This window comes from Hominenteromicrobium sp., assembly GCF_046974225.1.
GTDB lineage: Bacteria > Bacillota > Clostridia > Oscillospirales > Acutalibacteraceae > Hominenteromicrobium > Hominenteromicrobium mulieris.
Genome location: NZ_JBKWAE010000006.1, coordinates 56,856 through 82,489, shown reverse-complemented (window position 1 = coordinate 82,489; position 25,634 = coordinate 56,856). Strand labels below are relative to the sequence as shown.

Sequence of the window (25,634 nt, the reverse complement as noted above, 5' to 3'; positions counted from 1 at the left end):
AGAGGATAATAGGGTATGCCAGACTACCTGAAGCTCAAAAAGTCTAACTGTCAGAACTGTTATAAGTGCATCCGTCATTGCCCTGTCAAGTCCATTCGTTTTCAGTCCAGTCAGGCGCATATCGTAAAAGACGAGTGCATTCTCTGCGGTCAGTGCTTTGTCGTATGTCCGCAGAACGCAAAAGAAATCCGAAATGACGTACCGATTGCGGAGATGTTCGTCAAGGGTGAATGTCCCGTGGCAGTCAGCCTTGCGCCATCCTTTGTAGCAAATTACCCGGGCGCTACCATCGAAACGATGCGTGCGGCGCTCAAAAAGCTTGGCTTTGACCGTGTAGAGGAGACCGCCGTAGGTGCGTCCGTCGTCAAGACCGAATACGAAAAGATCATTAAAGAGCGTCGGCAGAGCGTCATCATTTCCACATGCTGTCACTCTGTCAATACGCTTGTGCAGAAGTATTACCCGGAGGCTCTGCCGTACCTTGCACATGTTTTGTCGCCGATGCAGGCGCACTGTAAGATGCTGAAGGAGGAAGACCCGGAACTGAAGACCGTTTTCATCGGGCCGTGCATCTCCAAAAAGGCAGAGGCCGACGAAAGCCCGTATGTGGACTGTGTGCTCACGTTCGAGGAGCTTTCCGCCTGGTTTGAAAAAGAAGGCATCACCGTGGAAGCAGGCGAGGATCACACGGAAGAAAGCCGTGCGCGCCTGTTCCCGACGACCGGAGGCATTCTGCGCACCATGGTGTGCGATGACCCCGAGTATACATACATGGCGATCGACGGCGTGGAAAACTGCATCAACGCGCTTGAAGACATCAAGAGCGGTAAAATGGAGAACTGCTTTGTCGAGATGAGCGCCTGCTTCGGCAGCTGCATCAACGGCCCGGCTATGGATCAGGGCCAGCGTCAACCTGTGCAGGATTTTATCGCGGTTAATAAGTATGCCGGCAAAAAGGACTTTGTGGTGCCGCAGCCGGCTTCCGAAGAGCTCAAGCACGATTTTGATTATATCAGCCTGTATCACCTCATGCCGGGCAACATCGAGATTGAGGCTATCCTCAAAAAGATGGGCAAGACTCGCCCGGAGCAGGAATTGAACTGCGGTGCCTGCGGCTATAATACCTGCCGCGAAAAGGCCATCGCTGTTTATCAGGGCAAGGCGGAGATTTCCATGTGCCTGCCGTATCTGCTCGGCAAAGCGCAGTCGTTCTCCGATACCATCATCAACAACACGCCGAACGGCATTTTGGTGCTGAACGAATCGCTGGAAATCCAGCAGATCAACGCTGCCGCGCGTAAGATCGTGAACGTGAAGCATACATCCGAGGTGCTCGGCAAGCAGGTCATCCGCATTCTGGACCCGCGCGTCTTCATCGACGTCATGCAGTCCGGCCGCGGCGTGCGCGACGAGCGTGTGTACCTTGCGGAATACGGCAAGTATGTCGACCAGACCGTGCTCTACGACCGCAACTATCACATTATCATGTGCATCATGCGTGATGTGACGGATGAAATGAACGAACACCTGAAAAAAGAAAAAATGGGGCAGCAGACGATTGAAGTCACCAACCGTGTGATCGAAAAGCAGATGCGCGTCGTACAGGAGATCGCATCGCTGCTCGGCGAGACCACGGCAGAAACGAAAATCGCGCTCACCAAGTTAAAGGAATCGCTGCAAGATGAATAATCTCTGTACAGATATTGGCTGGATGAGCCTCAACAAAAAAGGTGAACAGCTTTGCGGCGATCACGTTGACATCGTTCCGCAGGGAGAAAATTCCACGGTGGTTGTGCTGGCAGACGGCATGGGCAGCGGCGTTAAGGCGAACATTCTTTCCACGCTGACCGCAAAGATCATCTCTACCATGATGGCGGAGGGGCTGCATGTCGAAGACTGCGTGGAGACCATTGCGTCTACACTGCCCATCTGCGCGGTGCGCGGCGTGGCGTATTCCACGTTCACCATCATCCGAATCATAGAAAATGAAGAAGCGGAGATCATTCAGTATGATAACCCGTTCGTGGTTCTGCTGCGCAACGGCAAAAACTGGGAATACCCGCGCGAAGCCGTCGAGATCGGCGGCAAAACGATCTATAAGACCCGCATCCCGATTCAGAAGGATGACACGTTCATCGCGTTCAGCGACGGCGCCATTCATGCCGGCATCGGCATGTCGCTGAATTTTGGCTGGGAGCGCAAGGACATCATTGACTATATGGAGATGATGTACGACGAAAGCTTCACGGCAAAAACGCTCAATGCGCTGCTGCTCGATGAGTGCAACAAGCTCTACGGCGGCCAGCCGGGCGACGATACCACCGCGGTCTGCGTCAAAGTGCGCGAGCGCTGCTGCGTGAACCTGATGATCGGACCGCCGTCTAAACCCGAAGATCTCGCGAAAATGCACGAGGCGTTCTTCTCGGCACCCGGCAAGCGGATTGTCTGCGGCGGTACCACGTCTACGCTTGCGGCGGAATACCTCAAAAAGCCCATCATCGCACAGCTCGATTACCTCGATTCCGATATTCCGCCCACGGCGAAGGTCGAAGGACTCGACCTTGTCACCGAAGGCGTCATCACCATGAGCAAGGTCGTCGAGTACGCGAAGGATTACCTTGAGGAAAACCGCAAGTACAGCCAGTGGGGCTATAAGCGCGACGGCGCGTCTATGATCGCCCGCATGCTGTTTGAAGAAGCGACCGATATCAACTTCTTTGTCGGTCGTGCGGTAAACCCGGCGCACCAGAACCCGAATCTGCCCATTAACTTCAACATTAAGATGCAGTTGGTCGAAAATCTCTGCACCTCGCTCGAGAAGATGGGCAAAAAAGTTAAGGTATCTTACTTCTAAGCGCAGAAAAGCTTCTGCGTATAGAGTGTCTCGGCACTCTAAGGAAGGTTTGAAAATATAGAAAAGGAAGTCTCTGTCCAAAGCAAGAAAGGTTTGATGTGAAGAATGAGAAAGTTTGATACGAAAATCCAGTATTTGAAGTATAAGGTCCTGCGCGAGGTCGCACGTTACGGTTTTGAGGATAACCTCGACGCCGCATACTATGAGATTCCGAAGCTGATCGTCAAAGAAAAACCGACGATGCGCTGCTGCATCTACAAAGAGCGCGCCATCGTTGAGGAGCGCATCAAGCTCGCTATGGGCGGCGACAAGAAAAACCCGAACGTCATCGAAGTCATCGAGATTGCCTGCGACGAATGCCCGGTCAGCGGCCATGTCGTCACAGAGTCCTGCCGCGGTTGTCTTGCACACCGCTGCGAGGACGTATGCCGCCGCGGCGCCATCACGTTTGATGAGCAGCAGAAGGCGCACATCGATAAGTCGAAATGCGTAGAGTGCGGCCAGTGCGCAAAGGTATGCCCGTACAGCGCCATCATCAACCAGAAGCGTCCGTGCGAAAAGGCCTGCAAGATTAAGGCCATCAGCATGAGCAGCGAGGAGCATCGCGCAGCGCATATTGATAACGAAAAGTGCATCTCCTGCGGCGCCTGTGTCTACCAGTGCCCGTTCGGCGCAATCGTCGATAAGTCCTTCATTCTCGATGCTGTCAACCTTATCAAGGGCAGCCACGAGAATCAGGACTACAAGGTTTACGCGGTCGTAGCACCGTCCGTTTCCAGCCAGTTCAGCTATGCAAAGCTCGGCCAGGTCATCACCGGCATTCAGCGCCTCGGCTTCTATCATGTCATCGAAGCGGCGCTCGGCGCAGATATGGTTGCGTATAAGGAAGCGGCAGAGCTTGCGGAAAAGGGCTTCCTCACAAGCTCCTGCTGCCCGGCATTCGTTTCCTACATCAAGAAGAACTTCCCGACCATGGTTGATAAAATCTCGCACAACCTGTCTCCGGCAGCTGAGATCGGCCGCTACATCAAGGAGACCACTCCGGGCGCAAAGGTCGTTTTCATCGGGCCGTGCACCGCGAAGAAGATGGAGTTCAAGGAAGGCGAGCCGGCAAGCCGATACATTGACTGCACGCTGACCTTTGAAGAGCTGCAGGCGCTGTTCGACAGCCGCAACATCGACCTCACCACGCTCGAAGAAGGCGTGCTCGACAACGCCTCCTACTACGGCCGTATCTTTGCGCGCAGCGGCGGTTTGTCCGACGCGGTTGTGGAAGCGCTCAAGGAGCAGAACAACGAAGACTTCAAGCTCAACGCCATCGCATGCGACGGCATCGAAGCCTGCAAGGCGGCTTTGCTGCGTGCCTCCAAGAATGTTCTGCCGAACAACTTCATTGAGGGCATGGCGTGCACCGGCGGCTGCATCGGCGGCGCAGGCTGCCTGACCCACGGCGAAAAGAACAAGGCAGATGTCGATAAGTACGGCAAGCAGGCGATGGAGAAGACAATCCTCGACGCCATCTCCGTGACCGATGTCGGACCGGAAGCCGAATAATTAACCGAAATGAGATCCGGTCTGCTGTGCTTGCAGGCCGGATTTTGTTCTGTTCCGAAAAAACGCGTAAACTGTACGTGGTGCTAAACTTTTAACAAAACATTTTGCAAAGACGCGCCGTTTTCCGTGCAGATGCAGATTTTTTCGGTTTGCCGTGAGTTTTCATTGTACTTTTTAAAAAATTGCGGTATAATAATACAAATCGGCTTAAAGCGCTGCTTTTGGCCGTGTGTGGTAAAAAACAAGACGTATGAGGACACACCTCACTCCCGGGGAAAGGAATGCTTTCATTTCAGAAAGCGGTGGCTGAATTATGGCACAGAATCTCTCTAACGATCATATTAACCTGACCATGCTGACGGATTTCTATGAGATCACTATGGCAAACGGCTATTTTGCCAACGGTTTTAAGGATACCATCGGCTACTTTGATATGTTTTTCCGCAAAGTGCCGGACGGCGGCGGATTTGCCATTATGGCAGGCGTGGAGCAGCTCGTCAATTACTTGAGTGAGCTTTCTTTCACGCAGGAGGATATCGATTACCTGCGCTCCAAGCACATTTTTCGCGAAGAGTTCCTCGATTATCTGAAGAACTTCAAGTTTACCTGCGATGTTTGGGCTGTGCCGGAGGGCACGCCGATCTTCCCGGGTGAGCCGATCGTCACCGTGCGCGGCCCGGTCATTCAGGCACAGTTTGTGGAGACCATGGTTTTGCTGTCCATCAACCACCAGAGCCTCATCGCAACGAAGACAAACCGCATCGTGCGCGCTGCGGACGGCAGAGCGGTTATGGAGTTCGGCTCCCGCCGTGCACAGGGCTTTGACGGCGCCATTTATGGCGCGCGTGCCGCATATATCGGCGGCTGCATCGGCACTGCCTGCACCATCAGCGACCGCCGTTTCGGCGTTCCGGCGCTCGGCACCATGGCGCACAGCTGGGTACAGCTTTTTGACAGCGAATACGAAGCGTTTAAAGCGTATGCCGAAGAATATCCGCACAACTGTACGCTGCTCGTCGATACATACAACGTATTGAAATCCGGTGTGCCGAACGCCATCCGCGTCTTTAACGAAGTACTCGTGCCGCAGGGCTTCCGCCCGGCCGGCATCCGCATCGACAGCGGCGACATCACGTATCTTTCCAGAAAAGCGAGAAAGATGCTCGACGACGCCGGCTTTGAAGACTGCAAGATCTGCGCATCCAATTCCCTGGATGAATACATCATCCGCGATATGCTCATGCAGGGCGCAAAGGTTGATTCTTTCGGCGTAGGCGAGCGTCTCATCACGTCTTCCAGCGAGCCGGTGTTCGGCGGCGTTTATAAGCTGGCGGCTGTTGAAAAACCGGACGGCACTATCGTTCCGAAGATCAAGATCAGCGAAAACGTAGCAAAGATCACCACACCGTGCTTCAAGGAGGTTTGGCGTATTTTTGACCGCGAGACCGACAAGGCCATTGCGGATGTCATCACGCTGAACGACGAGGTCATCGATGACGAGAAGCCGTATACGATCTTCGACCCGAATCACACGTGGAAGCGCAAGACTGTGGAGAATTTCCGCGCCGTGCGCCTGCGCACCCAGCTGTTTAAAAACGGCGAGTGCCTGTATCAGCCGCGTGCCTTAAGCGCTATCCGCGCGCATTGCCTCGCGCAGGTCGATACGCTGTGGGAAGAAGTAACGCGATTTGAAAACCCGCACAGCTACTATGTGGACCTTTCTCAGAAGCTGTGGGACGAGAAAAATCGCTTGCTTTCCGAAAACCAGTATTAAAATCCAATCATTTCACAAATTTTGCGAGTAAGCCGGACAGCTGCGGGTGTACGCCGAAAGGCCGCATCTGAGGAAAGTCCGAGCTCCACAGGGCGAGAATAACGGCTAACGGCCGCCGGGGGCGACCCCAGGGAAAGTGCAACAGAGATATACCGCCTGCATTGCAGGTAAGGGTGGAAAGGTGCGGTAAGAGCGCACCGGCGCGCAGGAGACTGCGCGGCCATGTAAACCCTATTCGGAGCAACATCGTGGAGAAACATATACGTCGGCCCGGCGGTTTCGAGGAGATGGCTTGAGCTGCACGGCAACGTGCAGACGAGAAAGATGGTTGTCCAAGACAGAACTCGGCTTATAGGTTTAGTCGCAATCTTGAATAAAGGGGGACAGAGAGTGCAATCTTTCTGTCCCTTTTACTTTTAACATCGGGAGAACGGCTGCGGTCGTTCTCTTTTTGCGTATTCGCGCGCTTTACTGCTCGATAAAGCACAGAGGCAGGACCCGAGCGATGAGGTGAACATTCGCATCAACGCGGTGCGCTTTTACGGCGAAAAGGACCGCAAATTGCTCAAACACGCGCCTTTGGGCTGATTTTCCGGAGAATTTCAGGAAAACAGAATTTTCCTCTTGCAAAACCGAAAGAACTGTGGTAGAATAGTCAAAACAAATTTGAAAGAAAGGGGTATGACAATGTTCCGCTTTGTCCGCGTTATGATGAATATGCAGTCCGCAAATGCCATGGGTAACGGTACTTGCTGCGGGCTTACATTGTCATACGCTTTTTGAGAGTTAGAAAGAACCTAACCGCATAAATCGCAATGAACAGTGCAGGCTGAATGAACGGTCTGCACTGTTTTATTTTCAGGAGAAATCAGGAGGAAACACAATGGAACACAAGGGGACTGTCACACTCGAAACGCCAAGACTCATTTTGCGCCGCTTAACGCTTGCGGACGCAGAGCCGATGTACCGCAACTGGGCGTCCGACCCTGGGGTCACAAAGTTCCTCACATGGCCCACGCACAGCAGCGTAGAGGTAACAAAGCAGATCCTCGCGCTGTGGGCATCGCACTATGAGGAGCTCAACTATTACCAGTGGGGCATTGTTGTAAAGGATGAAAACGCGCTTATCGGCACCATCGCTGCGGTAAAAACGGATGATGAGATCAAAGCGGCAGAGATCGGCTACTGCATCGGCCAAAACTGGTGGCACAAGGGCTATACGAGCGAAGCACTCGGTGCCGTGATTAATTTTCTGTTTGACGAGGTCGGCCTCAACCGCATTGCGGCGCGCCACGATGTGAACAACTCGCACTCCGGCGGCGTGATGAAAAAGTGCGGCATGCAGTTTGAGGGCATCATGCGCGAGGGTGCAAAGAACAATGGGGGACTGTGCGACATCGCAAATTATGCGATTTTGAAGAAAGATCGCGCATAAATCGCGTTTTCGGGGAGAAAATTCAAAATTTTCCTTGCTAAACCGATAGCGTTTGTAGTATGATAATAAAAGTGATTATTTGCGGAGAAATGCCGCATGCCAAAGCGTAGGTTTTGCGTGTGCAGTTTAAGTGCCGCACGGAAAGGAATGTGGTCATCATGAAAAGAACAGAAATCGCGGCCCTCTACGGATCGCCGGAGACCTTTGGCGATACGCAGGTCACGGTCTGTGGCTGGGCGAGATCGATCCGCGACTCCAAGGCGCTCGGATTTATCGATCTGAATGACGGCAGCTGCTTTAAGGGCGTACAGATCGTCTTTACGGCGGAAAAACTCGAAAATTACAAGGAGATCGCTTCCCAGAATGTCGGCGCTGCGCTGCGTGTCACCGGTACGTTGCTGCTCACGCCGGAAGCGAAGCAGCCTTTTGAAATTCAGGCGGAGGAGATTACCGTTGAGGGTGCGTCCTCGCCGGAATACCCACTTCAGAAGAAGCGCCACACAGTGGAATACCTGCGTACGGTTGCGCACCTGCGCCCGAGAACGAACCTTTTCAACGCGGCGTTCCGCGTGCGTTCCGCTGCGGCGTTCGCCATCCATAAGTTCTTCAACGAGAACGGCTTCACCTACGTGCATACGCCGATTGTCACGGGCAGTGACTGCGAGGGCGCGGGCGAGATGTTCCAGCTGACAACGCTCGACCTCGACAATGTTCCGAAAAACGAGGACGGCACGGTCGATTACAGCAAGGATTTCTTCGGCAAGCAGACATCCCTCACCGTTTCCGGCCAGCTTGAGGCGGAGTGCATGGCCATGGCGTTCGGTAAGGTCTATACGTTCGGTCCCACGTTCCGCGCAGAGCGCTCCTACACGCAGCGTCACGCGGCAGAGTTCTGGATGGTCGAGCCGGAGATCGCGTTTGCCGATCTCAACGACGACATGGATCTCATGGAGGCCATGATCAAGTACATCATCAAAGACGTTATGGCGCGCTGCCCGCAGGACATCGACTTCTTCAACCAGTTTGTCGATAAGGGTCTCAAAGAGCGTCTGGAGCACGTGGCAAACTCCGATTTCGTCCGCATTTCCTATACGGATGCCGTAAAGCTCCTCGAGAAGAACAACGACAACTTTGAATATAAGGTCTCCTGGGGCTGCGACCTCCAGACCGAGCACGAGCGCTACCTCACCGAAAAAGAGTTCGGCAAGCCGGTGTTCGTCACCGATTACCCGAAGGAGATCAAGGCGTTCTACATGCGCCTCAACGACGATGACAAGACCGTTGCGGCGACCGATCTGCTCGTGCCGGGCATCGGCGAGCTGTGCGGCGCAAGCCAGAGAGAAGAGCGCTATGACGTGCTTCTGAACCGCATCCGTGAGCTCGGCCTTAACGAGGAGGATTACTGGTGGTACCTCGACCTTCGCCGTTTCGGCGGCAACAAGCATGCGGGCTTCGGTCTCGGCTTCGAGCGCATGGTCATGTACCTTACGGGCATCTCCAATATCCGCGACGTACTGCCGTTCCCGCGCACAACGGGCTCTGCGGAGTTTTAAATTTCATAAAAGCAAGTCTTTTGCCGGTGCAGTTCGCTGTGCCGGTTTTTGCTTTGTTATACGCTTGTCAGAATGAACGGAAAAGCAGGAAAACACGTCGTACAATCGTGCAAAACGGGAAAAAAATGCAAGATTTACAAATAAAGCTTGCATTTTTAGCTTATTTGCATTACAATAAGAATTGTTTCAGGCGCTATTGGAGCGTAAAAATGAATTGAATACTTATTTTTCAATTCAAAATCTTATTTATGGAGATGTTTTCGTGGCGTACGCAAACTTGAGCAAAGCAGAATTACAGAAGGTTTTCGATGAGCTTTCCGCAGAATATAAGGGCTATCAGGCCAAAAATCTTTCGCTGAACATGGCGCGCGGCAAGCCCAGCGCAAAACAACTGGAGCTCGCCCTCGGCGTTTTGGAAGCGCTGAAAGCGAGAAGCGAATTTGCGAATTCCAACGGTGATGACTGCCGTAACTACGGTCTTTGGGACGGTCTGCCGGAGATGAAGCGCATTTTCGCCGATATGGTCGGCGTACCGGCTTCGCAGGTCATTCTCGGCAACAACTCAAGCTTGATGATGATGTTTGAGGTTATTTCCCGCGGCTTCTCGCACGGTTACAACGGCTGCACGCCGTGGTGCAAGCTGGATAAGAAAAAATTTCTCTGTCCGGTGCCGGGCTACGACCGCCATTTTGCCGTAACGGAGTATTACGGCTTCGAGCTCATTAACATCCCGATGTATGCTACCGGCCCGGATATGGATCTCATCGAAAAGCTCGTCAAGGACGATGACTCCATCAAGGGTATTTGGTGTGTGCCGAAGTATTCGAACCCCACGGGTGTCACGTATTCCGATGAGACCGTCCGCCGTTTCGCCGCATTAAAACCGGCTGCAAAGGACTTCAAAATCATGTGGGATAACGCCTATTGTGTGCATGACCTCACCGATACGCCGGATACGCTGCTCAATATCTACGATCTCTGCGTTGAAAACGGCACGGAAGATCAGATCTTCATTTTTGCCTCTACGTCCAAGATCTCGTTCCCGGGCGCCGGTGTGGCCGGCCTCGCTACGAGCGATAACAATATCCGCGATTTCAAGGAGCACACGCTCACGTCTACCATCGGCCCGGATAAGCTGAATCAGCTGCGCCACGTGCTGTTCCTGCACGACATCAACGGTGTGCGCGCCCTCATGAAGGGCCACCGCGCCATTTTGGAACCGAAGTTCCGCCTGTGTGAGCTGATGTTGGAGGAAAATATCGGCGACCTCGGCATCGCCGAGTGGAATAAGCCGAACGGCGGCTATTTCATCAGCGTCGATGTGCTTGACGGCTGCGCAAAGCGCGTCGTGCAGCTGTGCAAAGAAGCGGGCGTCATCCTGACCGATGCCGGCGCGACGTTCCCGTACGGCAAAGACCCGCACGACAGTAACATTCGTCTTGCGCCGTCGTTCCCGCCGCTTGAAGAGCTCGAACAAGCCATGGAAGTTTTCTGTTGCTCCATCAAGCTTGCCGCTGCAGAAAAGCTGCTGAACGCGTAAAATTTTTATACAAAATACAGAGCAAGAGAGGGATAGACCGTCCTTCCCTTGCTCTTTTGCATAAAAGCGGACATCTTTTCAAAATCGCTTTGACTCCGAACGTAAGTTTTGATGCTGGCAGAAGACAAACTCGTTTTGCACGCTTGCGCCGCTTGACGACGTACAGCCGCTGCCAAGGCGCAGGCGCTGTTCATTCATAAGCACGGCAAGGAAGAGTTTTTCAAGCTGCAAAACGTCATGCACAAAGCGCGTGATTTCAAGAAGATACAGGAAATCTTGGGTCAAAACACGCAGGAGTGTTTGCGCATTTTAGAAGGCTTTATGAAAACGGAAGCAGATGATTGACGGACTTTCGATTTTTGAATGTATTTTTATCAAAATACAATAATTTTAAAATGGTATTTTTGGATTTTGCTTTTGCAAATTTGCGATTTTTAATCTATATTGATTCTGATTTTGCTGTTAGTATTCCGGCTTTTCTCAACATGCCAATCAGCATGAAAAAGGTGCCGGTGTAGGGGATGAGCCAAAAATTGCGGCTGATAAGGCTGCAATACACAGCGAAAAGCATCACGGCAGGCGGGGTGCGCGTCATTTTGGCGAGCAGCTTCGGCTCAATAATCTGCCGGATGACGCTTAGAATGATCCACCCGATGAAGAGCCCGAGTGCTTGCGCCGCGCTGCCGCATAACAATCGGTAAACGGCGAGCGGCAGCAAAACGGTTCCCGGCCCAAAGACCGGGAAAATATCGGAGACCGTCACAACGGCGGCAGTCATCAGCGGGTATTTCATGCGCAGCAGGTGGAGCATCACAAAACTTTCCGCAAACGTGATGGTGTAAATGAGTGCATAGGCGGAAACAAACCCGACGGAAGATTCGCTTTTTGCGGATTTTTGCAGGTTTTCTACGCACTTTTCACCGATGAGCTTTTTTAAAAGAGACAGCAAATTTTCACGGTACAGCAGGGTGAGATACGCAAAAACCGGGATGAGCGTGAGCGTTAAAAACACGGCAGGCAGCAGCAAAATCGCCTTTACGGTACCTTGCAGCGCGGGCATGGCGGCACCCATGTTACCCGAAAAATTCTTCTGCGCAGCGGAGATCCACTGCGGCAATTCCTGCCATGTGCGCTCCAAAAACGACCGCACGGCGGGGGCAAGTGCTTCGTAGCGAAAGTATCGCCCGGAAGCAAAAAACGCGGCGCTTTCCCGGATGAGCCGCGTGAAAAGCAATGCAAGAAGGACGAGTGAAACGGTATAAACGGCGACAGCAGTGCAAAGTGCGGCGCGCTTATGGGAGAGATGCAGCCGTTTTTCCAGCAGGCGGCATAGCGGTGTTGTGACCCATCCAAGCAACCCGCCAAGCAAAATCGGGAGAATATGAAAAATAAATCGAACCGCCAAAACAAAGACAACTGTATATGATATTAGTAATATGATAAATATCTTTTGGCTTTTTACAAATTTCCAAATGTGTTTTGCCACCTTTGCACCGCCTTTCCTTTACACATCTGCAGCGCACATAGTTTGGCTTTGCGCGGCGGAAAAATTCGCAAATTTAAGCAAAATATGCATGACATTTTTCGCGCGGTGTGCTACAATATCCTCGAATAAATGTGGTGCATGCATTTTAATGCACCGATAACGGCTAAAGGAGCTTGAATTTATGGAAATTACAGTCAGCAAACGTTTTCTACGCGTGCCGGTGAAATTTGACGGCACTTCGCAAAAATTTACTTTTTCTGAAAACGGCACACCGGTTTATAAGTTCGATGCCGTTTATACGGAAGAAAACGCAGATGCGATTTATTATGCCGACCTGCGCGATTACCTTGGTAAGACGATGACTGTCACGGTGGAGCCGGAGTGCGCATTTACGCCGGTGTTTGAGGATGCTATGACGCCGCTTACGGCGGAAGAGACCGTCTTGCGCCCGCAGCTGCACTTTACAGCGGAGCGCGGCTGGATCAACGATCCGAACGGTCTGTGCTTTTACGGCGGACAGTATCACCTTTTCTACCAGCACAATCCCTACGGCAGACTGTGGGGCAACATGCATTGGGGCCACGCCGTGAGCTCGGATCTTTTCCACTGGGAATATAAGGAGGAAGCGATGTTCCTTGACATGGATGGCGCAATGTTTTCCGGCTGTGCGGTAGTCGATCACAACAATGTTTCCGGCCTCAAAGAAGGCGATGAAACGCCAATCTTGTTCTTTTACACCTGCGCGGGCGAAAAAAAGAGCACACAGTGCCTTGCGTACAGCACAGACGGCGGTAAAACGCTGAAAAAGTATGACAAAAATCCGCTGATCGACGAGATTGCACCCGGCAACCGCGACCCGAAGGTTATTTACGACGCAAAGCGCGCGCGCTGGCTGATGGCACTGTATTTTGTGGAGCGCACCTACGCAATCTTCACGTCGCAGGACTTACTGCACTGGGAGCTTTTGCAGAAATTTGACCTGCCCGGTGATGACGAGTGCCCGGATCTCTATCCGCTTACAGCAGATGACGGCAGAACGCTGTGGGTCTATTCCGGTGCGCATGACATGTATTTTGTCGGTGATTTTGATGAAAACGGCCTTTACCAGCCGATTCAGTCGGTCGGGCAGCTTTCGTATAACTCGCAGTCGTATGCGGCGCAGACGTATTACTACGAGCCGGGCAAGCCGGTCATCCGCTTTGCGTGGAACCGCAGCGATATTCCCGGCGCACCGTTCAACGGCTCCATGTGTACGCCGACCGAAATGACGCTGAAAAAGCACGGCGACCGCTACTATCTCTCTGCGCTGCCGATCAAGAGCACAGAAAATCTGGTTGTAAAATCTGACAAGCTTGATGACTTTACATTGACACACTGCACGCACGAGCTCGGCAGCAAGACCTGCCGCATCTCCTTTACTGTAAAGGAAGGCGACCTTACATGCAACTTGTACGGCCTTGAGATGAAGCTCGACAAAAACGGTCTGACCTGCGGAGAATCCATATTGCCGCGCCTGAAAAACGAGCCGATGAAGGTGGACATCATTACCGATACAAACAGCGTAGAGATTTATTTGAACGGCGTTGCAAACACGGTCATCGCGCATGTGCTGGATGAGACGAAGCCGACGTTCACGATCCACGCCGAGGATCCCGTTGAGGTGCAGAACCTCACAGTTTCCGAGCTTTCGCTGTGATGAGTGCAATGAAGCGCGTGCTGACCATCGCCGGGTCGGATTGCTCCGGCGGCGCGGGTATTCAGGCGGATATCAAGACAATGTCCGCACACGGCGTGTACGCGATGAGCGTGATCGTGTCCGTTGTGGCAGAAAACACCGTGCATGTGCTGAAAAAGCAGGATATTGCGCCGGAGATTGTCCGCGCGCAGGTGGACGCAATCTATGAAGATATCGGTACGGACGCCGTGAAGATTGGCATGCTGCCGACGCCGGAGGTGATGTCTGCTGTGGCGGAAAAGCTGCGCAAATACTGTCCGAAGAACGTCGTTGTTGACCCTGTGATGTATGCGAAAGACGGAACGGCACTGATGGCTCCGCAGTCGATTGAGACATTCAAAGCGGAAATTTTGCCGCTCGCCGACGTGCTGACACCGAATATTCCCGAGGCGGAGGAAATCACCGGGATGCACATTGAGACGGAAGACGATATGTGTGCTGCAGCAAAGTTGATTTACACAATGGGCTGTAAAGCTGTGCTTGTAAAGGGAGGACACTTTGCAGGCGACCCGATCGATATTCTGTTCGATGGTGAACAGCATATAAGCTTTACAGCGAATCGCATTCAAACGAAGAACACGCACGGCACAGGGTGCACGCTGTCTTCCGCTATTGCCTCGAATTTGGCGCTTGGATATGCACCCGCTGAAGCGGTGAAACGTGCGAAAGACTACATGACGTGCGCCATCGAGCACGCGCTCGAGCTCGGGCACGGCGCGGGGCCGACAAATCACTTTTACAGCTTGTATCAAAGCGGACTTCCAAAGTAAATAGCTTGCTCCATAGAGAAAGCACCTTGTAAAGCTTTTGACCTTGCAGGGTGCTTTTCATGTTTGAAAAATCGCGGCGGATTTCGGGCACACTTTTCAAAGGCATAAAGGCACGTTTATAAAAAGGGCGATGGCCCTTTTTTTCCACTTTGGTTCTAAACCCGGCGGCACGTCCATAGAATTGGGCATACGGAGCGGAAAGAAAGGTGTGTGCGATGGATTTTGAAAAGGCGATCCGCCCGCTCGGGCGCTTTACACCGATGCTTGAAAAGGTGCCGCAGGCGGTGCGCGACGCGGTGTTTGACATTCGTATCAGTGTGGATAAGCCTGTGCTGCTGTGCTGCGGTGACCGCATTTTGTTTTTGCGGGAAGACGGCGACACGGCGCAGTATTTTTCGCAAAACAATGTGACAGCGACACGCGAGGACGTGGAGGAGATCTTTTTGCGGCTGTGCGGGTATTCCGTTTACAGTCACATGGAGGAGATTCGCGGCGGATTCGTCTCCGCAGACCGCGCGTTGCGGGTGGGCATCGGCGGTACGGCGGTGATCGAAAAGGGCGGCATCAAAACGGTGCGCGACGTGACGAGTCTTTCTGTGCGTATCCCGCGAGAGAAGCGCGGCTGTGCAGAGGAGGTGCTGCGCTACGGCGTAGACCTCAGCCGCGGGCTGCTGCTTGCTGGCGCGCCGTCCTCGGGCAAAACGACGCTGCTGCGGGATATTGCACGATATATCGGTACGGCGGGGCATCGCGTGGTGGTGCTTGACGAGCGGTTTGAGCTGAGTGCGGACGGGTTTGATCTCGGCGCGTGCACGGATATTTTGCAGGGCTACCCGAAGCAGGAGGGGCTTTCGCACGCGGTGCGGTGTCTTTCACCGGAGTACATCGTCTGCGATGAGCTCGGTGAAAACGATTTTTCGGCGATACGTGCGGCATCGTTTTCAGGGGTGGCGCTGATTGCGAGCATCCACGCGGGCAGTGTACACGAACTGTGTTGCAGACCGCTGTGCCGCGGGATTCTGTCGCTCGGCGCGTTTGAAACGGTGGCACTGCTGCACGGGCGAAGTGCACCGACGAAAGTGGAAAAGCTGTTTTTGGCGGGTGATCTTCTTGAAAACAACGGCGGCGATCCTGATTGTTCTGTGCGCGGCGACCGCCGGGTCATCGGTATCTGCGCGGCTAAAAATGCGTGAAAAAGAACTGAACATCTTTTTGGAAGCGCTTTTTGCGTTGAAAAACGCCGCGGCCTATACGGCGGGCGACCTGTACGCGCTGCTCTCTCTGTGCCGCGAAAACGCTTTTTTGAGGCGCGTGTGGGTGCTTTCTGAAAACATGGATTGCACAGCGGCGTTTAAAGCGGCGGCACATGCATTTTTTACATACCGCGGGGATGAAGCGCTGTGCGCCGCGTTTATAGACGGGTTCGGCAAGACCGACCTCGATGGGCAGATGGCGTACTTTGCGCTGCATGAAGGCCGCGTGCGCAGCGCACTTTTAGCCGCCGAGCAAAGTCTTGCCCAGAAAGGCAGATTGTGCGTGGCGCTGGGGTTATTTGTCGGCGTTTCCGCCGCCCTCATTTTGCTGTAACAGCCGGAAAGGAAAGCAAAGCTATGGATGTAGATCTGATCTTCAAGATCGCCGCCATCGGCATACTTGTGGCCGTTTTGAACCAGCTGCTCATTCGCTCCGGGCGGGAGGAGCAGGCTATGATGACGACGCTTGCGGGGCTCATTGTGGTGCTGACGATGCTCATCACGCAGATCAGCACGCTGTTCGATACGATTAAATCGGTGTTTGGACTATGAGCACGGTGCTTATGGTATCGGCAGCGGCGGTGTTTGCAGCGGTGTGCGGCGCGCTTTTAAAACGCGGGCAAAAGGAAATAGCTCTGCTGTTTTCGCTTGCGGCAGCGGTACTCGTTTTTCTGTGTATTTTGCCGCAGATCGAAACGCTGACTTCGACATTCCGCGAATGGGCGGAGCTTTCCGGCATGCCGGAGGTGTTCGGAGCGCTGTTAAAAGCGCTCGGCATCGTGCTCATCGGGCGCATAACGGCGGATCTTTGTAAGGACGCGGGGGAATCAGCAATAGCAAGCGGTGTGGAGCTTGCCGTAAAAACAGCGGTGCTGCTGACGGCGCTGCCGTTGCTGAATCGACTTCTCTCGCTTTTGCAGGAAGTGCTGTTGTTATGAAAAAACGGATTTTGCGCGTTTTTTTGGCTTTGACGGTGTTTATCCTGCTACTTTCGCTGCCCGTGCGCGCGGACGAAGCGGAACTCTACCAAAACAGCGGGGCGGATACACTTATGGAGGCGCTGCCGGAAGAAGCACAGTCGCTTTTGCAGAACGTCGGGGCCGACCCGATGGAAACACCTGCGCCCGACGCGGCGACAAAGCTGTTTTCGGCGCTTTCCGAGGGCTTTCGTGCGGAGTGGACAGCACCGGCGCGGGCACTCCTTACGCTGCTTGCATCATGCGTGCTGTGCAGACTTGTGCAGGAATTCGCCGCAAAGGAGCTTTCCTACGCCGTTTCCGTATGCGGGGCGCTGTGCGCCGCCGTGACGCTGTTTTCGCCGATGGCTTCGCTTTTGGAGCAGGCCGCGCGCGTGACGGATGCTGCTGCCGTTTTTCTGCTTGCCGCGGTGCCCGTGTATGCGGGGCTGCTTTTCACGGCGGGGAACACCGTGACAGCACCGACCTACGGCGCGCTGTCGCTTACGGCGGCAAATGCCGTCTCGGTTTTGAGCAGCGCGGTGCTCATCCCGGTTTTGCGTGTGTTTTTGGCGTTTTCCGTGGCTTCTGCCGTGACATCGTTTGATTTAAAGCGGCTGACGGACGCGCTGTATAAAGCTATCAAATGGGCTTTGGTGCTCGCCGTCACGGTATATACGGGCGTTTTGTCCGTACAGACAATTGTTGCGAACAGCGCGGAGATGGCGGGCGGCAAGGCAGCGAAAATGCTTGTCTCCGGCGCGATCCCCATTGTGGGCAGCGCGTTTTCCGATGCGTTTTCGGTCATCGTTTCCGGCGCGGCGCTTGTAAAAAACGGCGTGGGGGCATTTGGGTTGCTTGCATCACTCGCGATTTTTCTGCCGCTGTGCATAAAGGCTGCCGCGTGGCTTTTGATTTGCTTTTGCGCGGGGCTTACGGCAGAGGTGTTGGGTCTAAAGCCGCTTGCGTCGTTTTTAAACGGCTGTGCTGCGGCGCTGCGGCTGCTCATTGCGGCGGTATGTAGTGTGGGTGCGGTGGCGGTGGTCTCGGCGGCTGTGGTGCTTTGTGTGCGAGGTGCTTATGCGTGAATTGTATGCGCTGGTGTTTTCGGTGTGCATGGTGCTCATCGGGACGGAGATGATCGTGCGGCTGTTCCCGGAAAAAAGCGGGTCACTTATCCACGCGCTTGCAGCGCTGATGCTGCTTGTGGTGCTTGTAAACGGCATTTTAAAGCTGCAAAGCGGGGTCTCGCTCGATTTTGACTTGACCGAAACGGGCGAAGCCGAATCGACGATAACGCAAAGCTACGCGGAAAAGGGCACGGCGATTTTGAAAGAGCGGCTCTCGGCGCTTTTGAAAAGTGCGGGGATGGACGTGCCGGCAGCGAATATCGACATTTGGTACACACAGGACGATGACGGCGCGGTGACGGTGGAACGTGTGCGGGTACGGGTGCGGTTTGCGACAGACATCGACCGCGCGGACGCGCTTTTGCGCAGCGTGCTGACCGAGGCCATCCCGGTGGATGTGTACGTGTAGGAGGTGAGGCGAGACGGATAAACTGAAAAGCCTTTTGAAAAACGGTAAGCTGACGTATATGCTCATTGCAGCCTGCGCGGCGCTCGTTTTATTGATGCTCCTATGGCCTATGGACACAAAGAACACGGAAAATGAAGCGCCGGAGACGGTGGAACTGACGGCAGGAGACTACACCAGAGCGCTTTCCGCGCAGATCGCGCAGATGGTCTCGGCTATCACGGGGGAAAGCGAGCCGCAGGTGACGGTGACGCTGCGTACAATGGGCGAAACGATGTATGCGACCGAAGATAAGCAGAGCGAAAAAAGCGCCGAGGAGTACAGCGGCGAAAGCCTCAACCGCACGCAGACGGACGGCGACACGCAGAAGACGTATATCCTGGTGAAGGCGGCGGACGGCTCGCAGAAGCCGCTCATCGTGACGAAAACGGAGCCGGAGATCCGCGGCGTGGTAGTCGTGAGCCGCGGGGGAGGCGACCCGAAAATGCGGGAGAAGATTGTGGAGGCCGTGAAGACTGCGCTCGATTTATCCTCTACGCAGGTATGCGTGGTGGGGTACAGCGAATATACATATGGCAACGAATGAAACCATTCAGTGAAGATCGGAGGAACACGGAATGAAATACGGTAAAAGACAGCTGATCTTGGCATCGCTTGTGCTGGCCCTTGGTGCGGCAGTGTACTTAAATTGGCAGTTTGCGGGTACAAAGGTGCAGAGCGCGGGCGATGTCAGCGAGGAAAGTGCGTCTTCCGCTCTCGGTGCGGCGCAGCTTGTGAACAACGCCTATGTGGAGACGGTCTCCGACACGCTTATGAACGAGGACGGTGTTCTGCCGGAAACGGAGCCCGCAGATGGTGCGACGGAAAGCAGCGCGGCAGAAGAAACAGCGGCTGCGGTATCGGCTTCCGCAAAACTTTCGGACGCCCGCTTGACGCGCCAGACCGCACGGGATGAGGCCGTGGAGCTGCTGGAGGACATCCTGAAAGACGACAGCGCCGAGGTCGCCGTAAAGCAGGCCGCCGTGGACGAAGCCGCGGTTATCGCGCAGAACATTTTGAAAGAGACAAACATAGAGTCCCTCATAGAAGCGAAGGGCTTTACGGAGTGCGTGGCGTACATCAACGGCGAGAGCTGCACGGTGGTTGTAAACGGCGACATGGAGGACGAACAGAACGCGCTCATCGTGCGGGACATTGCAGTTTCCGAAAGCGGCGTCAGCGCGGAAAACGTGAAGATCATTTCTGCGGCGAAATAAAAGATGATTTCTTGCATTTTACCGTTTATCGTGGTATACTATTCCAGAACATATCGGCGTGTATGTCTGGAGCTTGAAAACTGCACATCAAACGGCACCGGTGAAACCCGAAAGTGCCTGATTTCTGCTCAAATTGCCTGCCGATCCTTCGGCGGGCTTTTTTGTTTATATCCGCCATGAATTACGCAATGAATTTTATTGAGATAAGGGAAAGGAACCGAGTATGACGAAAAGAAGAGAATCGAGAGAACAGGCTTTTACGCTGCTTTTTGAAAAGACCGTGACGGGCGACAGCATGGAAGACATCATTGAAATGGCGAAGGAAGCGCGCGATGTCGTTATCGATCCGTACTGCGAAAAGCTGACCGCTTTGACGGAACTTTATTTAGACGAGATCGACCACACGATCGAAGAAAATCTGCGCGGTTGGAGTTTGCGCCGTCTTTCTAAAATGACGCTGACGATTTTGCGCGTTGCCGTGTGCGAAATGCAGTTTATGCGGGCCGACGATGTCCCGGTGAGCGTTTCCATCAACGAGGCGGTGGAGCTTGCAAAAATTTACGGCAACGAAAAGGACGCTTCTTACGTAAACGGCGTGCTTTCCACAATTGCAAAGAAGCTTGAGGGAGCGAAGAACGAGACGGAGAGCGAAAATGCCTAACATCAGCGCGCTCGGTTTAGACACCAGCAACTACACAACGAGCGCCGCGTTTTTCGGCGACGGCGAAATGGACAGCCGCGGCATGATTTTGCCTGTGAAAGAGGGCGAGATCGGACTGCGCCAGAGCGACGCGGTGTTCCACCACACGCGCCAGCTGCCGGAGGTGCTGTCCATGCTCGGTGATAAGATTAGCGAGGCGAAGGTCATTGGCGTTTCGGAGCGCCCGCGTGATGCGAAGGACTCCTATATGCCGTGCTTCTTGGTCGGCATCGGCGCGGCGCAGATGCTTGCGCAGGCGTTAGGGGTGCCGCTGCGGCGCTTTTCGCACCAGCAGGGGCACATTGCGGCGGCGCTTTACTCTGCCCAACGACTGGACTTGCTGCACGAGCGTTTTTTGGCGTTTCACATGTCCGGCGGCACAACGGAAGCGGTTTTGGTAGAACCTGTGGAGGGTGACAAAATGTTTCGCACGCGCCTTGTTGCGTCTTCACTCGATTTAAAGGCCGGGCAGGTCATTGACCGCATCGGCGTGATGCTCGGTCTGCCGTTTCCGGCTGGCAAGCATTTAGACCCCATTGCGTGCAATTATACGGAAAGACTGCGCGTGCGTGCTTCGATGAAAGGCGCGAACTGCTCGCTTTCCGGTGTGGAAAATAAATGCCGCGAGCTGATGAAAAAGGGTGCGCCGAAGGAGGAAATCGCCGCGACGTGCATGGCGTATGTCATTGCGGCATCGGACGCGATGTGTAAGGCGCTTATCGAGACATTCGGCGATTTGCCCGTGGTGTTTTCGGGCGGCGTGTCTTCAAACTCCATGCTGCGTGCGCACATGAGCGAAAAGTACGGCGCACTGTTTGCAGAGCCGCGCTTTTCGGCGGATAACGCTGCCGGCATCGCCGTTTTGGCGTCACTTTCGCAGGAGGCCTGATATGCGCGTTTTATCGGTTTCGCAGATCAATTTTTTTATAAAGTCGCTTATTGAGGGTGACGGCCGCATGCGCGATATTTACGCGCGCGGCGAAATTTCCAATTTTACCGATCACTACCGCTCCGGACACCTGTATTTTTCGCTGAAAGACGAAAAGTCCGTTTTGAAGGCGGTTATGTTTTCGTCTGCCGCGCGGCGGCTGCGTTTTTGCCCGAAAGAGGGCATGCGCGTTATCGTGCGCGGGCGTGTGGCCGTGTATGAGCCCGGCGGGCAGTACCAATTCTATGTGGAGGAAATGCAGCCGGACGGCGTGGGCGCGCTGAGCTTAGCGTTTGAGCAGCTGAAAGAAAAGCTTGCTGCCGAGGGACTGTTCGCGGAAGAACACAAGCGGCCGATCCCGCCGTTTCCAGCGCGCATCGGCGTCATCACGTCACCGACGGGCGCGGCGGTGCAGGATATTCGCAACATCCTCTCGCGGCGCTGGCCTGCGGCGGAGATTGTGTTTTGCCCGGTGCTTGTGCAGGGCGAGGACGCAGCGGCGCAGCTTACGGCGGCGGTGAAATTGATGAACGCCCAAAAGGCGGCGGATGTCATCATCATCGGGCGCGGCGGCGGCTCCGCGGAGGATTTGGTCGCATTCAACGACGAGACGCTCGCAAGGGCAGTGTTTGCGTCGAAGATACCCGTCATCTCCGCTGTGGGACACGAGACGGATTTTACGATTTGCGATTTTGTCGCGGACTTGAGAGCGCCAACGCCGAGCGCGGCGGCAGAGCTTGCCGTGCCGGACAGGGAAGAAATGCGTGCGGCACTTGCGCAGCTGACGCGCCGTTTGTGCGGCAGCGTGCAGGCGGGGCTTGACGATCGGCGGCAGATGCTCGATGCGCTTGCAAGCGCAAACGTGCTGCAAAACCCGTCCGCGTGGCTTTCACCGCGTAGGCAGGCGCTCCGAAACACGGTGCAGAGCCTGACGCACAGCGCCGAGCGCAGAATTCTGAATGAGAAAAACGAGCTTGCTGCGCTTTCCGCACGGTTAGACGCAATGAGCCCGCTGAAGGTGCTTTCACGCGGATACGCGATCGTGTCCGACGAAAACGGGAAAGTGATAAAGCGCACGGAAGACGCAAAGCCGGGCGACGTTTTGACAGCGCGCGTAGAGGACGGCGCGATCACCGTGCAGGTGCAGAAAACAGAAAAGAGGGAAATGACCGATGCCTAAAAAAACCATGACCTTTGAAGACGCGATGCTGCGCCTTCGCGAGGTGACCGAGACGCTCGAAAAGGGAGATGTGACACTGGAGGAATCTGTGAAGCTTTTTAGCGAGGGCGCGGAGCTTTCCCGCTTTTGCTATGAGAAATTAAACACTGCCGAACAGAAAATTACGGAGCTGAGTGCTGCGAAAACGGAGGAATAAAAATGGAAGACAGGGTAAAACGCATTGAAAAAGCCTTAGATCATTTTTTGCCGGAGCGCAAGGGCTCGCTTTCCGAGACCGTGACCGACGCCATGCGCTATTCGCTTTTAAACGGCGGCAAGCGTGTGCGCGCCGTTTTAACGCTTGCGTTCTGCGAGCTGTGCGGCGGCGATGAAGACATGGCGATGCCGTTTGCGTGTGCCGTGGAGATGGTACACGCGTATTCGCTCATCCACGACGATCTGCCGTGCATGGATAACGACGATATGCGCCGCGGTAAGCCCTCTAACCACAAGGTCTACGGTGAAAATTACGCATTGCTTGCGGGCGACGGCCTTTTGACAAAAGCATTTGAAACGGCGCTGAGCAGTGAAGCATTCCGAAATGTCGGCATGGAGCGCGCTGCGTATGCGGCGGCGGTGCTTGCGCGTTGCGCGGGTGAGTACGGTATGGTGGGCGGCCAGTGCATTGACCTTGCAACCGAAAACCGCACCGTTTCGCTCGATGAGCTGTGCGAAAAAGACACCGGCAAGACCGCAAACCTCATCATGGCAGCATGCATGATGGGTTGCATTGCGGCGGGGGCGAACGAAACGCAGATCAATGCAGCAAAGGAATACGCGCTGCACATCGGTTTGGCGTTCCAGATCCGCGACGATATTCTGGACGTGACCGGTGACGCCAAGGAGCTTGGCAAGAACATCGGCGTGGATGCACAAAACGCGCGCTGCACGTATGTTTCCATTTTGGGCGTGGAAAAAGCACAGGCGCTCGTCGATGAGCATACCGAAAAGACGCTTCATGCGCTTGACGCGTTTGACGCGGACAGCACGTTCCTGCACGAGTTTGCGGAAAAGCTCGCAACGCGCAGCAAGTAATGAAACGCACACTGGAGTTCGTCATCGACTGCGGACAGGAAAACATGGACGTGCGTACGTTCGTGCGGCGGTACTTAGGGTTTTCCGCACGCATTTTAACGGCGCTGAAATACGAGGGAGAGATGCTTAAAAACGGCGAACCCGTGCACAGCAATGCCGTTTTGAAAGCCGGCGATACGCTGACTTTGACGCTGCTTGAGACGGGCGAAGCGTATGAAAAAGCCGACCTGCCGTTTGCGGTTTTATATGAGGACGAGGATTTTTTAGTGCTCGATAAGCCGTACAATATGCCCGTGCACCCCTCGCCGGGGCACGACCGCGACAGCGTTTTAAATGCGGCGGCGTGGTATTTTCAAAATACGCCGGACTTTGTGTTTCGGCCGTTGTACCGCTTAGACCGGGATACGACCGGCGCGCTGGTGCTGGCGAAAAACAAATTTGCCGCAAACGCAAAGCTGACGAAAATGTACCGCGCCGTGTGCGAGGGCGAAACGCCCGAAAGCGGGTGTGTGAATGTGCCCATCGGGTTAAAGCTGGGGCATAAGGTGGAGCGCTGCGCGGGCATCGGAGACGAAGCCGTGACGGAATTTCAAACGGTGAGAACGAGCGGCGGGTACAGCCTCGTTGACTTCCATTTGAAAACCGGGCGCACGCACCAGATTCGCGTGCACATGGCGCACCTTGGGCATCCCGTGGCGGGGGACGACCTTTACGGCGGGCATTTGGACAGAACGGAGCACCAGATGCTCTGCTGCCGTGCAGTGCATCTTTTATGCCCGGCGCTCGACATCGATAAAACGGTCGAGACGGATTTTTCGGCGGAACAAAAGGCGTGCTTCCCGGAGCTTTTTCAATGAAAAACACCCCGCAGCTTTAAAACTGCGGGGTAGTCCATATCAAGTGAAATTTTACTCCACGTCCGTATGGATGAGGCGGTCTAACAGTGTGATGAGTAAAATGCGCTCTTCATCGGAAAGGTCGCGCGTGACGCTTTTGGCCCAATCCTGCAAAATCTCGCGGATGACGGGCACGAGATTTTCGCCGCTTTCTGTGACGTAGAGGTTGTTTTCGCGGCGATCTTCCTTGCCGGTTTCGCGCGAAATGTAGCCGAGCTCTTCAAGGCGTTTTGTGCGGCGTGCTACGGTGCATTTGTCGATATACATATGCGAGACGATGGCGTCCTGCGTGGTGCCGGGGTGGCGGTTGATGTAGAGCAGGATCATCGGCATGCCACCTACAAAGCCGTAGCCGCGCAGACGGTCATCCATATATTTTTTACGCTGGCGGTGCAGATAGGTGAAGCTGCGGCTTAGATCACGCGGAAAATCCGCAAGGCGCTCCTGTTCGGTTTCTGCTGTTTTCTGTTCTTCCGGCATGCTTACACCTCCGTATGGTTTATGGCTTTATTATATGGCTTTTGTGCGAAAAAGTCAATTCAAAAATCTGCCTATTCCGCGATAAACGGGTGACAGACGCGCTTATACAGCTCGTCGTCGAACATAACGTGATAAATGTTTTCGAGCTCATGCAGCACGACTTTCGCTTCCGGTACGGGCTGCGCGATGGGCAGCACAAGTATATTGAAATCCACGCCGTACAAAAGGCTTTTTGCTTTTGTCATTTCGCACCCGCAGCGCTCATAAAACGCGATGCGGCGGCGACGGATGTTGACTTCTTCTTCGGCTTCGGCGCTCTCAACGCTTTCCACTTCGAGCAAAAGACCGTCACGGTCTTTCATTTCTGTGCGCAGCAGGGGAAAAGTCTTGCTGCCGATGCCCGTGCCGCGCAGGTCTTTTTTGACGGCGAAATAATCAAGCAGGGCGTATTTGCCGTTTTCCGTGCACGAAAAATAGGCGTAGGCGCAGAGTGAATCGGTTTCGTCGTAAAAGCCGTAACACGGGTAGCAGTTTTTATTGTAGAGCATTTCCATGCTTGCAAAGGGGCGCAGCTCGCTCGGCGGGAATGCCTCGTGCATATATGCGTTGTAAATTTCGCGAATTTCGTCTAAATTCAGCTTTTTAATGTGTAACAAATACTCAACTCCTATTAT

General features: G+C 54.2%; 26 protein-coding genes and 1 other RNA gene. 24 read left to right on the top strand and 3 right to left on the bottom strand.

The annotated features are described in order from the left end of the window. Window positions 1-15 precede the first annotated feature (15 nt). The 8 genes from ACLTX1_RS06355 to ACLTX1_RS06320 all read left to right on the top strand — a co-directional run bounded on the left by ACLTX1_RS06355 (window position 16) and on the right by ACLTX1_RS06320 (window position 10,710). Window positions 16-1,689, top strand: coding sequence for a [Fe-Fe] hydrogenase large subunit C-terminal domain-containing protein (locus tag ACLTX1_RS06355; RefSeq protein WP_308448247.1), 1,674 nt, complete (start codon window positions 16-18; stop codon window positions 1,687-1,689). After that, window positions 1,682-2,854, top strand: a complete 1,173-nt coding sequence (locus ACLTX1_RS06350; RefSeq protein WP_176820040.1) for a SpoIIE family protein phosphatase — start codon at window positions 1,682-1,684, stop codon at window positions 2,852-2,854. Before ACLTX1_RS06355 ends, ACLTX1_RS06350 begins: the two co-directional genes overlap by 8 nt. A 105-nt stretch (window positions 2,855-2,959) precedes the next feature. Further along, window positions 2,960-4,408: a 4Fe-4S dicluster domain-containing protein gene (locus ACLTX1_RS06345; protein WP_308448248.1), complete on the top strand. Its 1,449-nt coding sequence runs from the start codon at window positions 2,960-2,962 to the stop codon at window positions 4,406-4,408. 313 nt (window positions 4,409-4,721) lie between these two features. Next, the gene (locus ACLTX1_RS06340) at window positions 4,722-6,182 is read left to right on the top strand and encodes a nicotinate phosphoribosyltransferase (RefSeq protein WP_308448249.1); all 1,461 of its coding nucleotides are present in this window, start codon (window positions 4,722-4,724) and stop codon (window positions 6,180-6,182) included. 24 nt (window positions 6,183-6,206) lie between these two features. Continuing rightward, window positions 6,207-6,550: RNase P RNA component class A (gene rnpB / locus ACLTX1_RS06335), an RNA gene on the top strand. A gap of 515 nt (window positions 6,551-7,065) precedes the next feature. Then, on the top strand, window positions 7,066-7,617 hold the full coding sequence (locus tag ACLTX1_RS06330; protein ID WP_412330639.1) for a GNAT family N-acetyltransferase: 552 nt from the start codon (window positions 7,066-7,068) through the stop codon (window positions 7,615-7,617). A 158-nt stretch (window positions 7,618-7,775) separates the two neighbouring features. Beyond that, complete coding sequence (asnS, locus tag ACLTX1_RS06325) at window positions 7,776-9,170, top strand: asparagine--tRNA ligase (RefSeq protein WP_176820035.1); 1,395 nt, start codon at window positions 7,776-7,778, stop codon at window positions 9,168-9,170. 262 nt (window positions 9,171-9,432) lie between these two features. Then, a complete protein-coding gene (locus ACLTX1_RS06320) occupies window positions 9,433-10,710 on the top strand; it encodes an aminotransferase class I/II-fold pyridoxal phosphate-dependent enzyme (protein ID WP_316518845.1) in 1,278 nt (425 codons plus the stop codon). A 439-nt stretch (window positions 10,711-11,149) separates the two neighbouring features. Here the strand turns inward: ACLTX1_RS06320 and ACLTX1_RS06315 are convergent, their stop codons facing one another. Beyond that, window positions 11,150-12,196, bottom strand: coding sequence for an AI-2E family transporter (locus tag ACLTX1_RS06315; RefSeq protein WP_308448253.1), 1,047 nt, complete (start codon window positions 12,194-12,196; stop codon window positions 11,150-11,152). 181 nt (window positions 12,197-12,377) lie between these two features. On the opposite strand from ACLTX1_RS06315, the gene ACLTX1_RS06310 reads away from it, so the two are divergent. From ACLTX1_RS06310 to ACLTX1_RS06235, 16 genes are all read left to right on the top strand, one after another. After that, window positions 12,378-13,892, top strand: coding sequence for a glycoside hydrolase family 32 protein (locus tag ACLTX1_RS06310; RefSeq protein WP_308448254.1), 1,515 nt, complete (start codon window positions 12,378-12,380; stop codon window positions 13,890-13,892). Window positions 13,893-13,900: 8 nt separating this feature from the next. After that, on the top strand, window positions 13,901-14,701 hold the full coding sequence (thiD, locus tag ACLTX1_RS06305) for a bifunctional hydroxymethylpyrimidine kinase/phosphomethylpyrimidine kinase (RefSeq protein WP_308448491.1): 801 nt from the start codon (window positions 13,901-13,903) through the stop codon (window positions 14,699-14,701). Between the two features lie 215 nt (window positions 14,702-14,916). Then, window positions 14,917-15,894, top strand: coding sequence for an ATPase, T2SS/T4P/T4SS family (locus ACLTX1_RS06300; RefSeq protein WP_308448255.1), 978 nt, complete (start codon window positions 14,917-14,919; stop codon window positions 15,892-15,894). Then, the gene (locus ACLTX1_RS06295; RefSeq protein WP_308448256.1) at window positions 15,803-16,288 is read left to right on the top strand and encodes a stage III sporulation protein AB; all 486 of its coding nucleotides are present in this window, start codon (window positions 15,803-15,805) and stop codon (window positions 16,286-16,288) included. The genes ACLTX1_RS06300 and ACLTX1_RS06295 overlap by 92 nt, the downstream gene beginning before the upstream one ends. 23 nt (window positions 16,289-16,311) lie before the next feature. Next, the gene (gene spoIIIAC / locus ACLTX1_RS06290; protein WP_176820026.1) at window positions 16,312-16,506 is read left to right on the top strand and encodes a stage III sporulation protein AC; all 195 of its coding nucleotides are present in this window, start codon (window positions 16,312-16,314) and stop codon (window positions 16,504-16,506) included. Then, on the top strand, window positions 16,503-16,892 hold the full coding sequence (locus tag ACLTX1_RS06285) for a SpoIIIAC/SpoIIIAD family protein (protein WP_176820025.1): 390 nt from the start codon (window positions 16,503-16,505) through the stop codon (window positions 16,890-16,892). Before spoIIIAC ends, ACLTX1_RS06285 begins: the two co-directional genes overlap by 4 nt. Then, complete coding sequence (locus ACLTX1_RS06280; protein ID WP_308448257.1) at window positions 16,889-17,998, top strand: stage III sporulation protein AE; 1,110 nt, start codon at window positions 16,889-16,891, stop codon at window positions 17,996-17,998. The genes ACLTX1_RS06285 and ACLTX1_RS06280 overlap by 4 nt, the downstream gene beginning before the upstream one ends. Further along, window positions 17,991-18,449 (top strand): hypothetical protein, encoded by a 459-nt coding sequence (locus tag ACLTX1_RS06275; protein WP_308448258.1) that lies wholly within the window; start codon window positions 17,991-17,993, stop codon window positions 18,447-18,449. The genes ACLTX1_RS06280 and ACLTX1_RS06275 overlap by 8 nt, the downstream gene beginning before the upstream one ends. Window positions 18,450-18,483: 34 nt before the next feature. Next, window positions 18,484-19,032, top strand: a complete 549-nt coding sequence (locus ACLTX1_RS06270; protein WP_412265005.1) for a hypothetical protein — start codon at window positions 18,484-18,486, stop codon at window positions 19,030-19,032. Window positions 19,033-19,063: 31 nt separating this feature from the next. Further along, window positions 19,064-19,702, top strand: a complete 639-nt coding sequence (locus tag ACLTX1_RS06265) for a SpoIIIAH-like family protein (RefSeq protein WP_412265004.1) — start codon at window positions 19,064-19,066, stop codon at window positions 19,700-19,702. Window positions 19,703-19,925: 223 nt separating this feature from the next. Further along, complete coding sequence (gene nusB / locus ACLTX1_RS06260; protein WP_316686180.1) at window positions 19,926-20,363, top strand: transcription antitermination factor NusB; 438 nt, start codon at window positions 19,926-19,928, stop codon at window positions 20,361-20,363. Beyond that, entirely contained in the window at window positions 20,356-21,291 is a 936-nt protein-coding gene (locus tag ACLTX1_RS06255; protein ID WP_412265003.1) for a peptidase M22, read from the top strand. Before nusB ends, ACLTX1_RS06255 begins: the two co-directional genes overlap by 8 nt. 1 nt (window position 21,292) lies before the next feature. Then, the gene (xseA, locus tag ACLTX1_RS06250) at window positions 21,293-22,510 is read left to right on the top strand and encodes an exodeoxyribonuclease VII large subunit (RefSeq protein ID WP_412265002.1); all 1,218 of its coding nucleotides are present in this window, start codon (window positions 21,293-21,295) and stop codon (window positions 22,508-22,510) included. Further along, window positions 22,503-22,706 (top strand): exodeoxyribonuclease VII small subunit, encoded by a 204-nt coding sequence (gene xseB, locus ACLTX1_RS06245; protein ID WP_308448264.1) that lies wholly within the window; start codon window positions 22,503-22,505, stop codon window positions 22,704-22,706. The genes xseA and xseB overlap by 8 nt, the downstream gene beginning before the upstream one ends. Before the next feature lie 2 nt (window positions 22,707-22,708). After that, window positions 22,709-23,584, top strand: a complete 876-nt coding sequence (locus ACLTX1_RS06240) for a polyprenyl synthetase family protein (protein WP_412265001.1) — start codon at window positions 22,709-22,711, stop codon at window positions 23,582-23,584. Then, window positions 23,584-24,441 carry an RluA family pseudouridine synthase gene (locus ACLTX1_RS06235; RefSeq protein ID WP_412265000.1) on the top strand — a complete coding sequence of 286 codons (858 nt, stop codon included), beginning with the start codon at window positions 23,584-23,586 and terminating at the stop codon, window positions 24,439-24,441. The genes ACLTX1_RS06240 and ACLTX1_RS06235 overlap by 1 nt, the downstream gene beginning before the upstream one ends. A 51-nt stretch (window positions 24,442-24,492) precedes the next feature. On the opposite strand, the gene ACLTX1_RS06230 is transcribed toward ACLTX1_RS06235, so the two are convergent. Both ACLTX1_RS06230 and ACLTX1_RS06225 read right to left on the bottom strand, forming a co-directional pair. Continuing rightward, on the bottom strand, window positions 24,493-24,960 hold the full coding sequence (locus ACLTX1_RS06230; RefSeq protein ID WP_308448267.1) for a MarR family winged helix-turn-helix transcriptional regulator: 468 nt from the start codon (window positions 24,958-24,960) through the stop codon (window positions 24,493-24,495). Window positions 24,961-25,031: 71 nt separating this feature from the next. Further along, a complete protein-coding gene (locus ACLTX1_RS06225) occupies window positions 25,032-25,616 on the bottom strand; it encodes a GNAT family N-acetyltransferase (protein ID WP_308448268.1) in 585 nt (194 codons plus the stop codon). Window positions 25,617-25,634 lie beyond the last annotated feature (18 nt).

Coding starts and splice junctions, on each gene's coding strand:
- ACLTX1_RS06235 (WP_412265000.1), top strand. CDS start 23,584: ATGAAACGCACACTGGAGTTCGTCATCGACTGCGGACAGGAAAACATG.
- ACLTX1_RS06330 (WP_412330639.1), top strand. CDS start 7,066: ATGGAACACAAGGGGACTGTCACACTCGAAACGCCAAGACTCATTTTG.
- ACLTX1_RS06265 (WP_412265004.1), top strand. CDS start 19,064: ATGAAATACGGTAAAAGACAGCTGATCTTGGCATCGCTTGTGCTGGCC.
- ACLTX1_RS06345 (WP_308448248.1), top strand. CDS start 2,960: ATGAGAAAGTTTGATACGAAAATCCAGTATTTGAAGTATAAGGTCCTG.
- ACLTX1_RS06300 (WP_308448255.1), top strand. CDS start 14,917: ATGGATTTTGAAAAGGCGATCCGCCCGCTCGGGCGCTTTACACCGATG.
- thiD (WP_308448491.1), top strand. CDS start 13,901: ATGAAGCGCGTGCTGACCATCGCCGGGTCGGATTGCTCCGGCGGCGCG.
- ACLTX1_RS06355 (WP_308448247.1), top strand. CDS start 16: ATGCCAGACTACCTGAAGCTCAAAAAGTCTAACTGTCAGAACTGTTAT.
- ACLTX1_RS06255 (WP_412265003.1), top strand. CDS start 20,356: ATGCCTAACATCAGCGCGCTCGGTTTAGACACCAGCAACTACACAACG.
- ACLTX1_RS06280 (WP_308448257.1), top strand. CDS start 16,889: ATGAAAAAACGGATTTTGCGCGTTTTTTTGGCTTTGACGGTGTTTATC.
- nusB (WP_316686180.1), top strand. CDS start 19,926: ATGACGAAAAGAAGAGAATCGAGAGAACAGGCTTTTACGCTGCTTTTT.
- asnS (WP_176820035.1), top strand. CDS start 7,776: ATGAAAAGAACAGAAATCGCGGCCCTCTACGGATCGCCGGAGACCTTT.
- ACLTX1_RS06285 (WP_176820025.1), top strand. CDS start 16,503: ATGAGCACGGTGCTTATGGTATCGGCAGCGGCGGTGTTTGCAGCGGTG.
- ACLTX1_RS06240 (WP_412265001.1), top strand. CDS start 22,709: ATGGAAGACAGGGTAAAACGCATTGAAAAAGCCTTAGATCATTTTTTG.
- ACLTX1_RS06310 (WP_308448254.1), top strand. CDS start 12,378: ATGGAAATTACAGTCAGCAAACGTTTTCTACGCGTGCCGGTGAAATTT.
- ACLTX1_RS06275 (WP_308448258.1), top strand. CDS start 17,991: ATGCGTGAATTGTATGCGCTGGTGTTTTCGGTGTGCATGGTGCTCATC.
- xseA (WP_412265002.1), top strand. CDS start 21,293: ATGCGCGTTTTATCGGTTTCGCAGATCAATTTTTTTATAAAGTCGCTT.
- ACLTX1_RS06340 (WP_308448249.1), top strand. CDS start 4,722: ATGGCACAGAATCTCTCTAACGATCATATTAACCTGACCATGCTGACG.
- xseB (WP_308448264.1), top strand. CDS start 22,503: ATGCCTAAAAAAACCATGACCTTTGAAGACGCGATGCTGCGCCTTCGC.
- spoIIIAC (WP_176820026.1), top strand. CDS start 16,312: ATGGATGTAGATCTGATCTTCAAGATCGCCGCCATCGGCATACTTGTG.
- ACLTX1_RS06230 (WP_308448267.1), bottom strand. CDS start 24,960: ATGCCGGAAGAACAGAAAACAGCAGAAACCGAACAGGAGCGCCTTGCG.
- ACLTX1_RS06350 (WP_176820040.1), top strand. CDS start 1,682: ATGAATAATCTCTGTACAGATATTGGCTGGATGAGCCTCAACAAAAAA.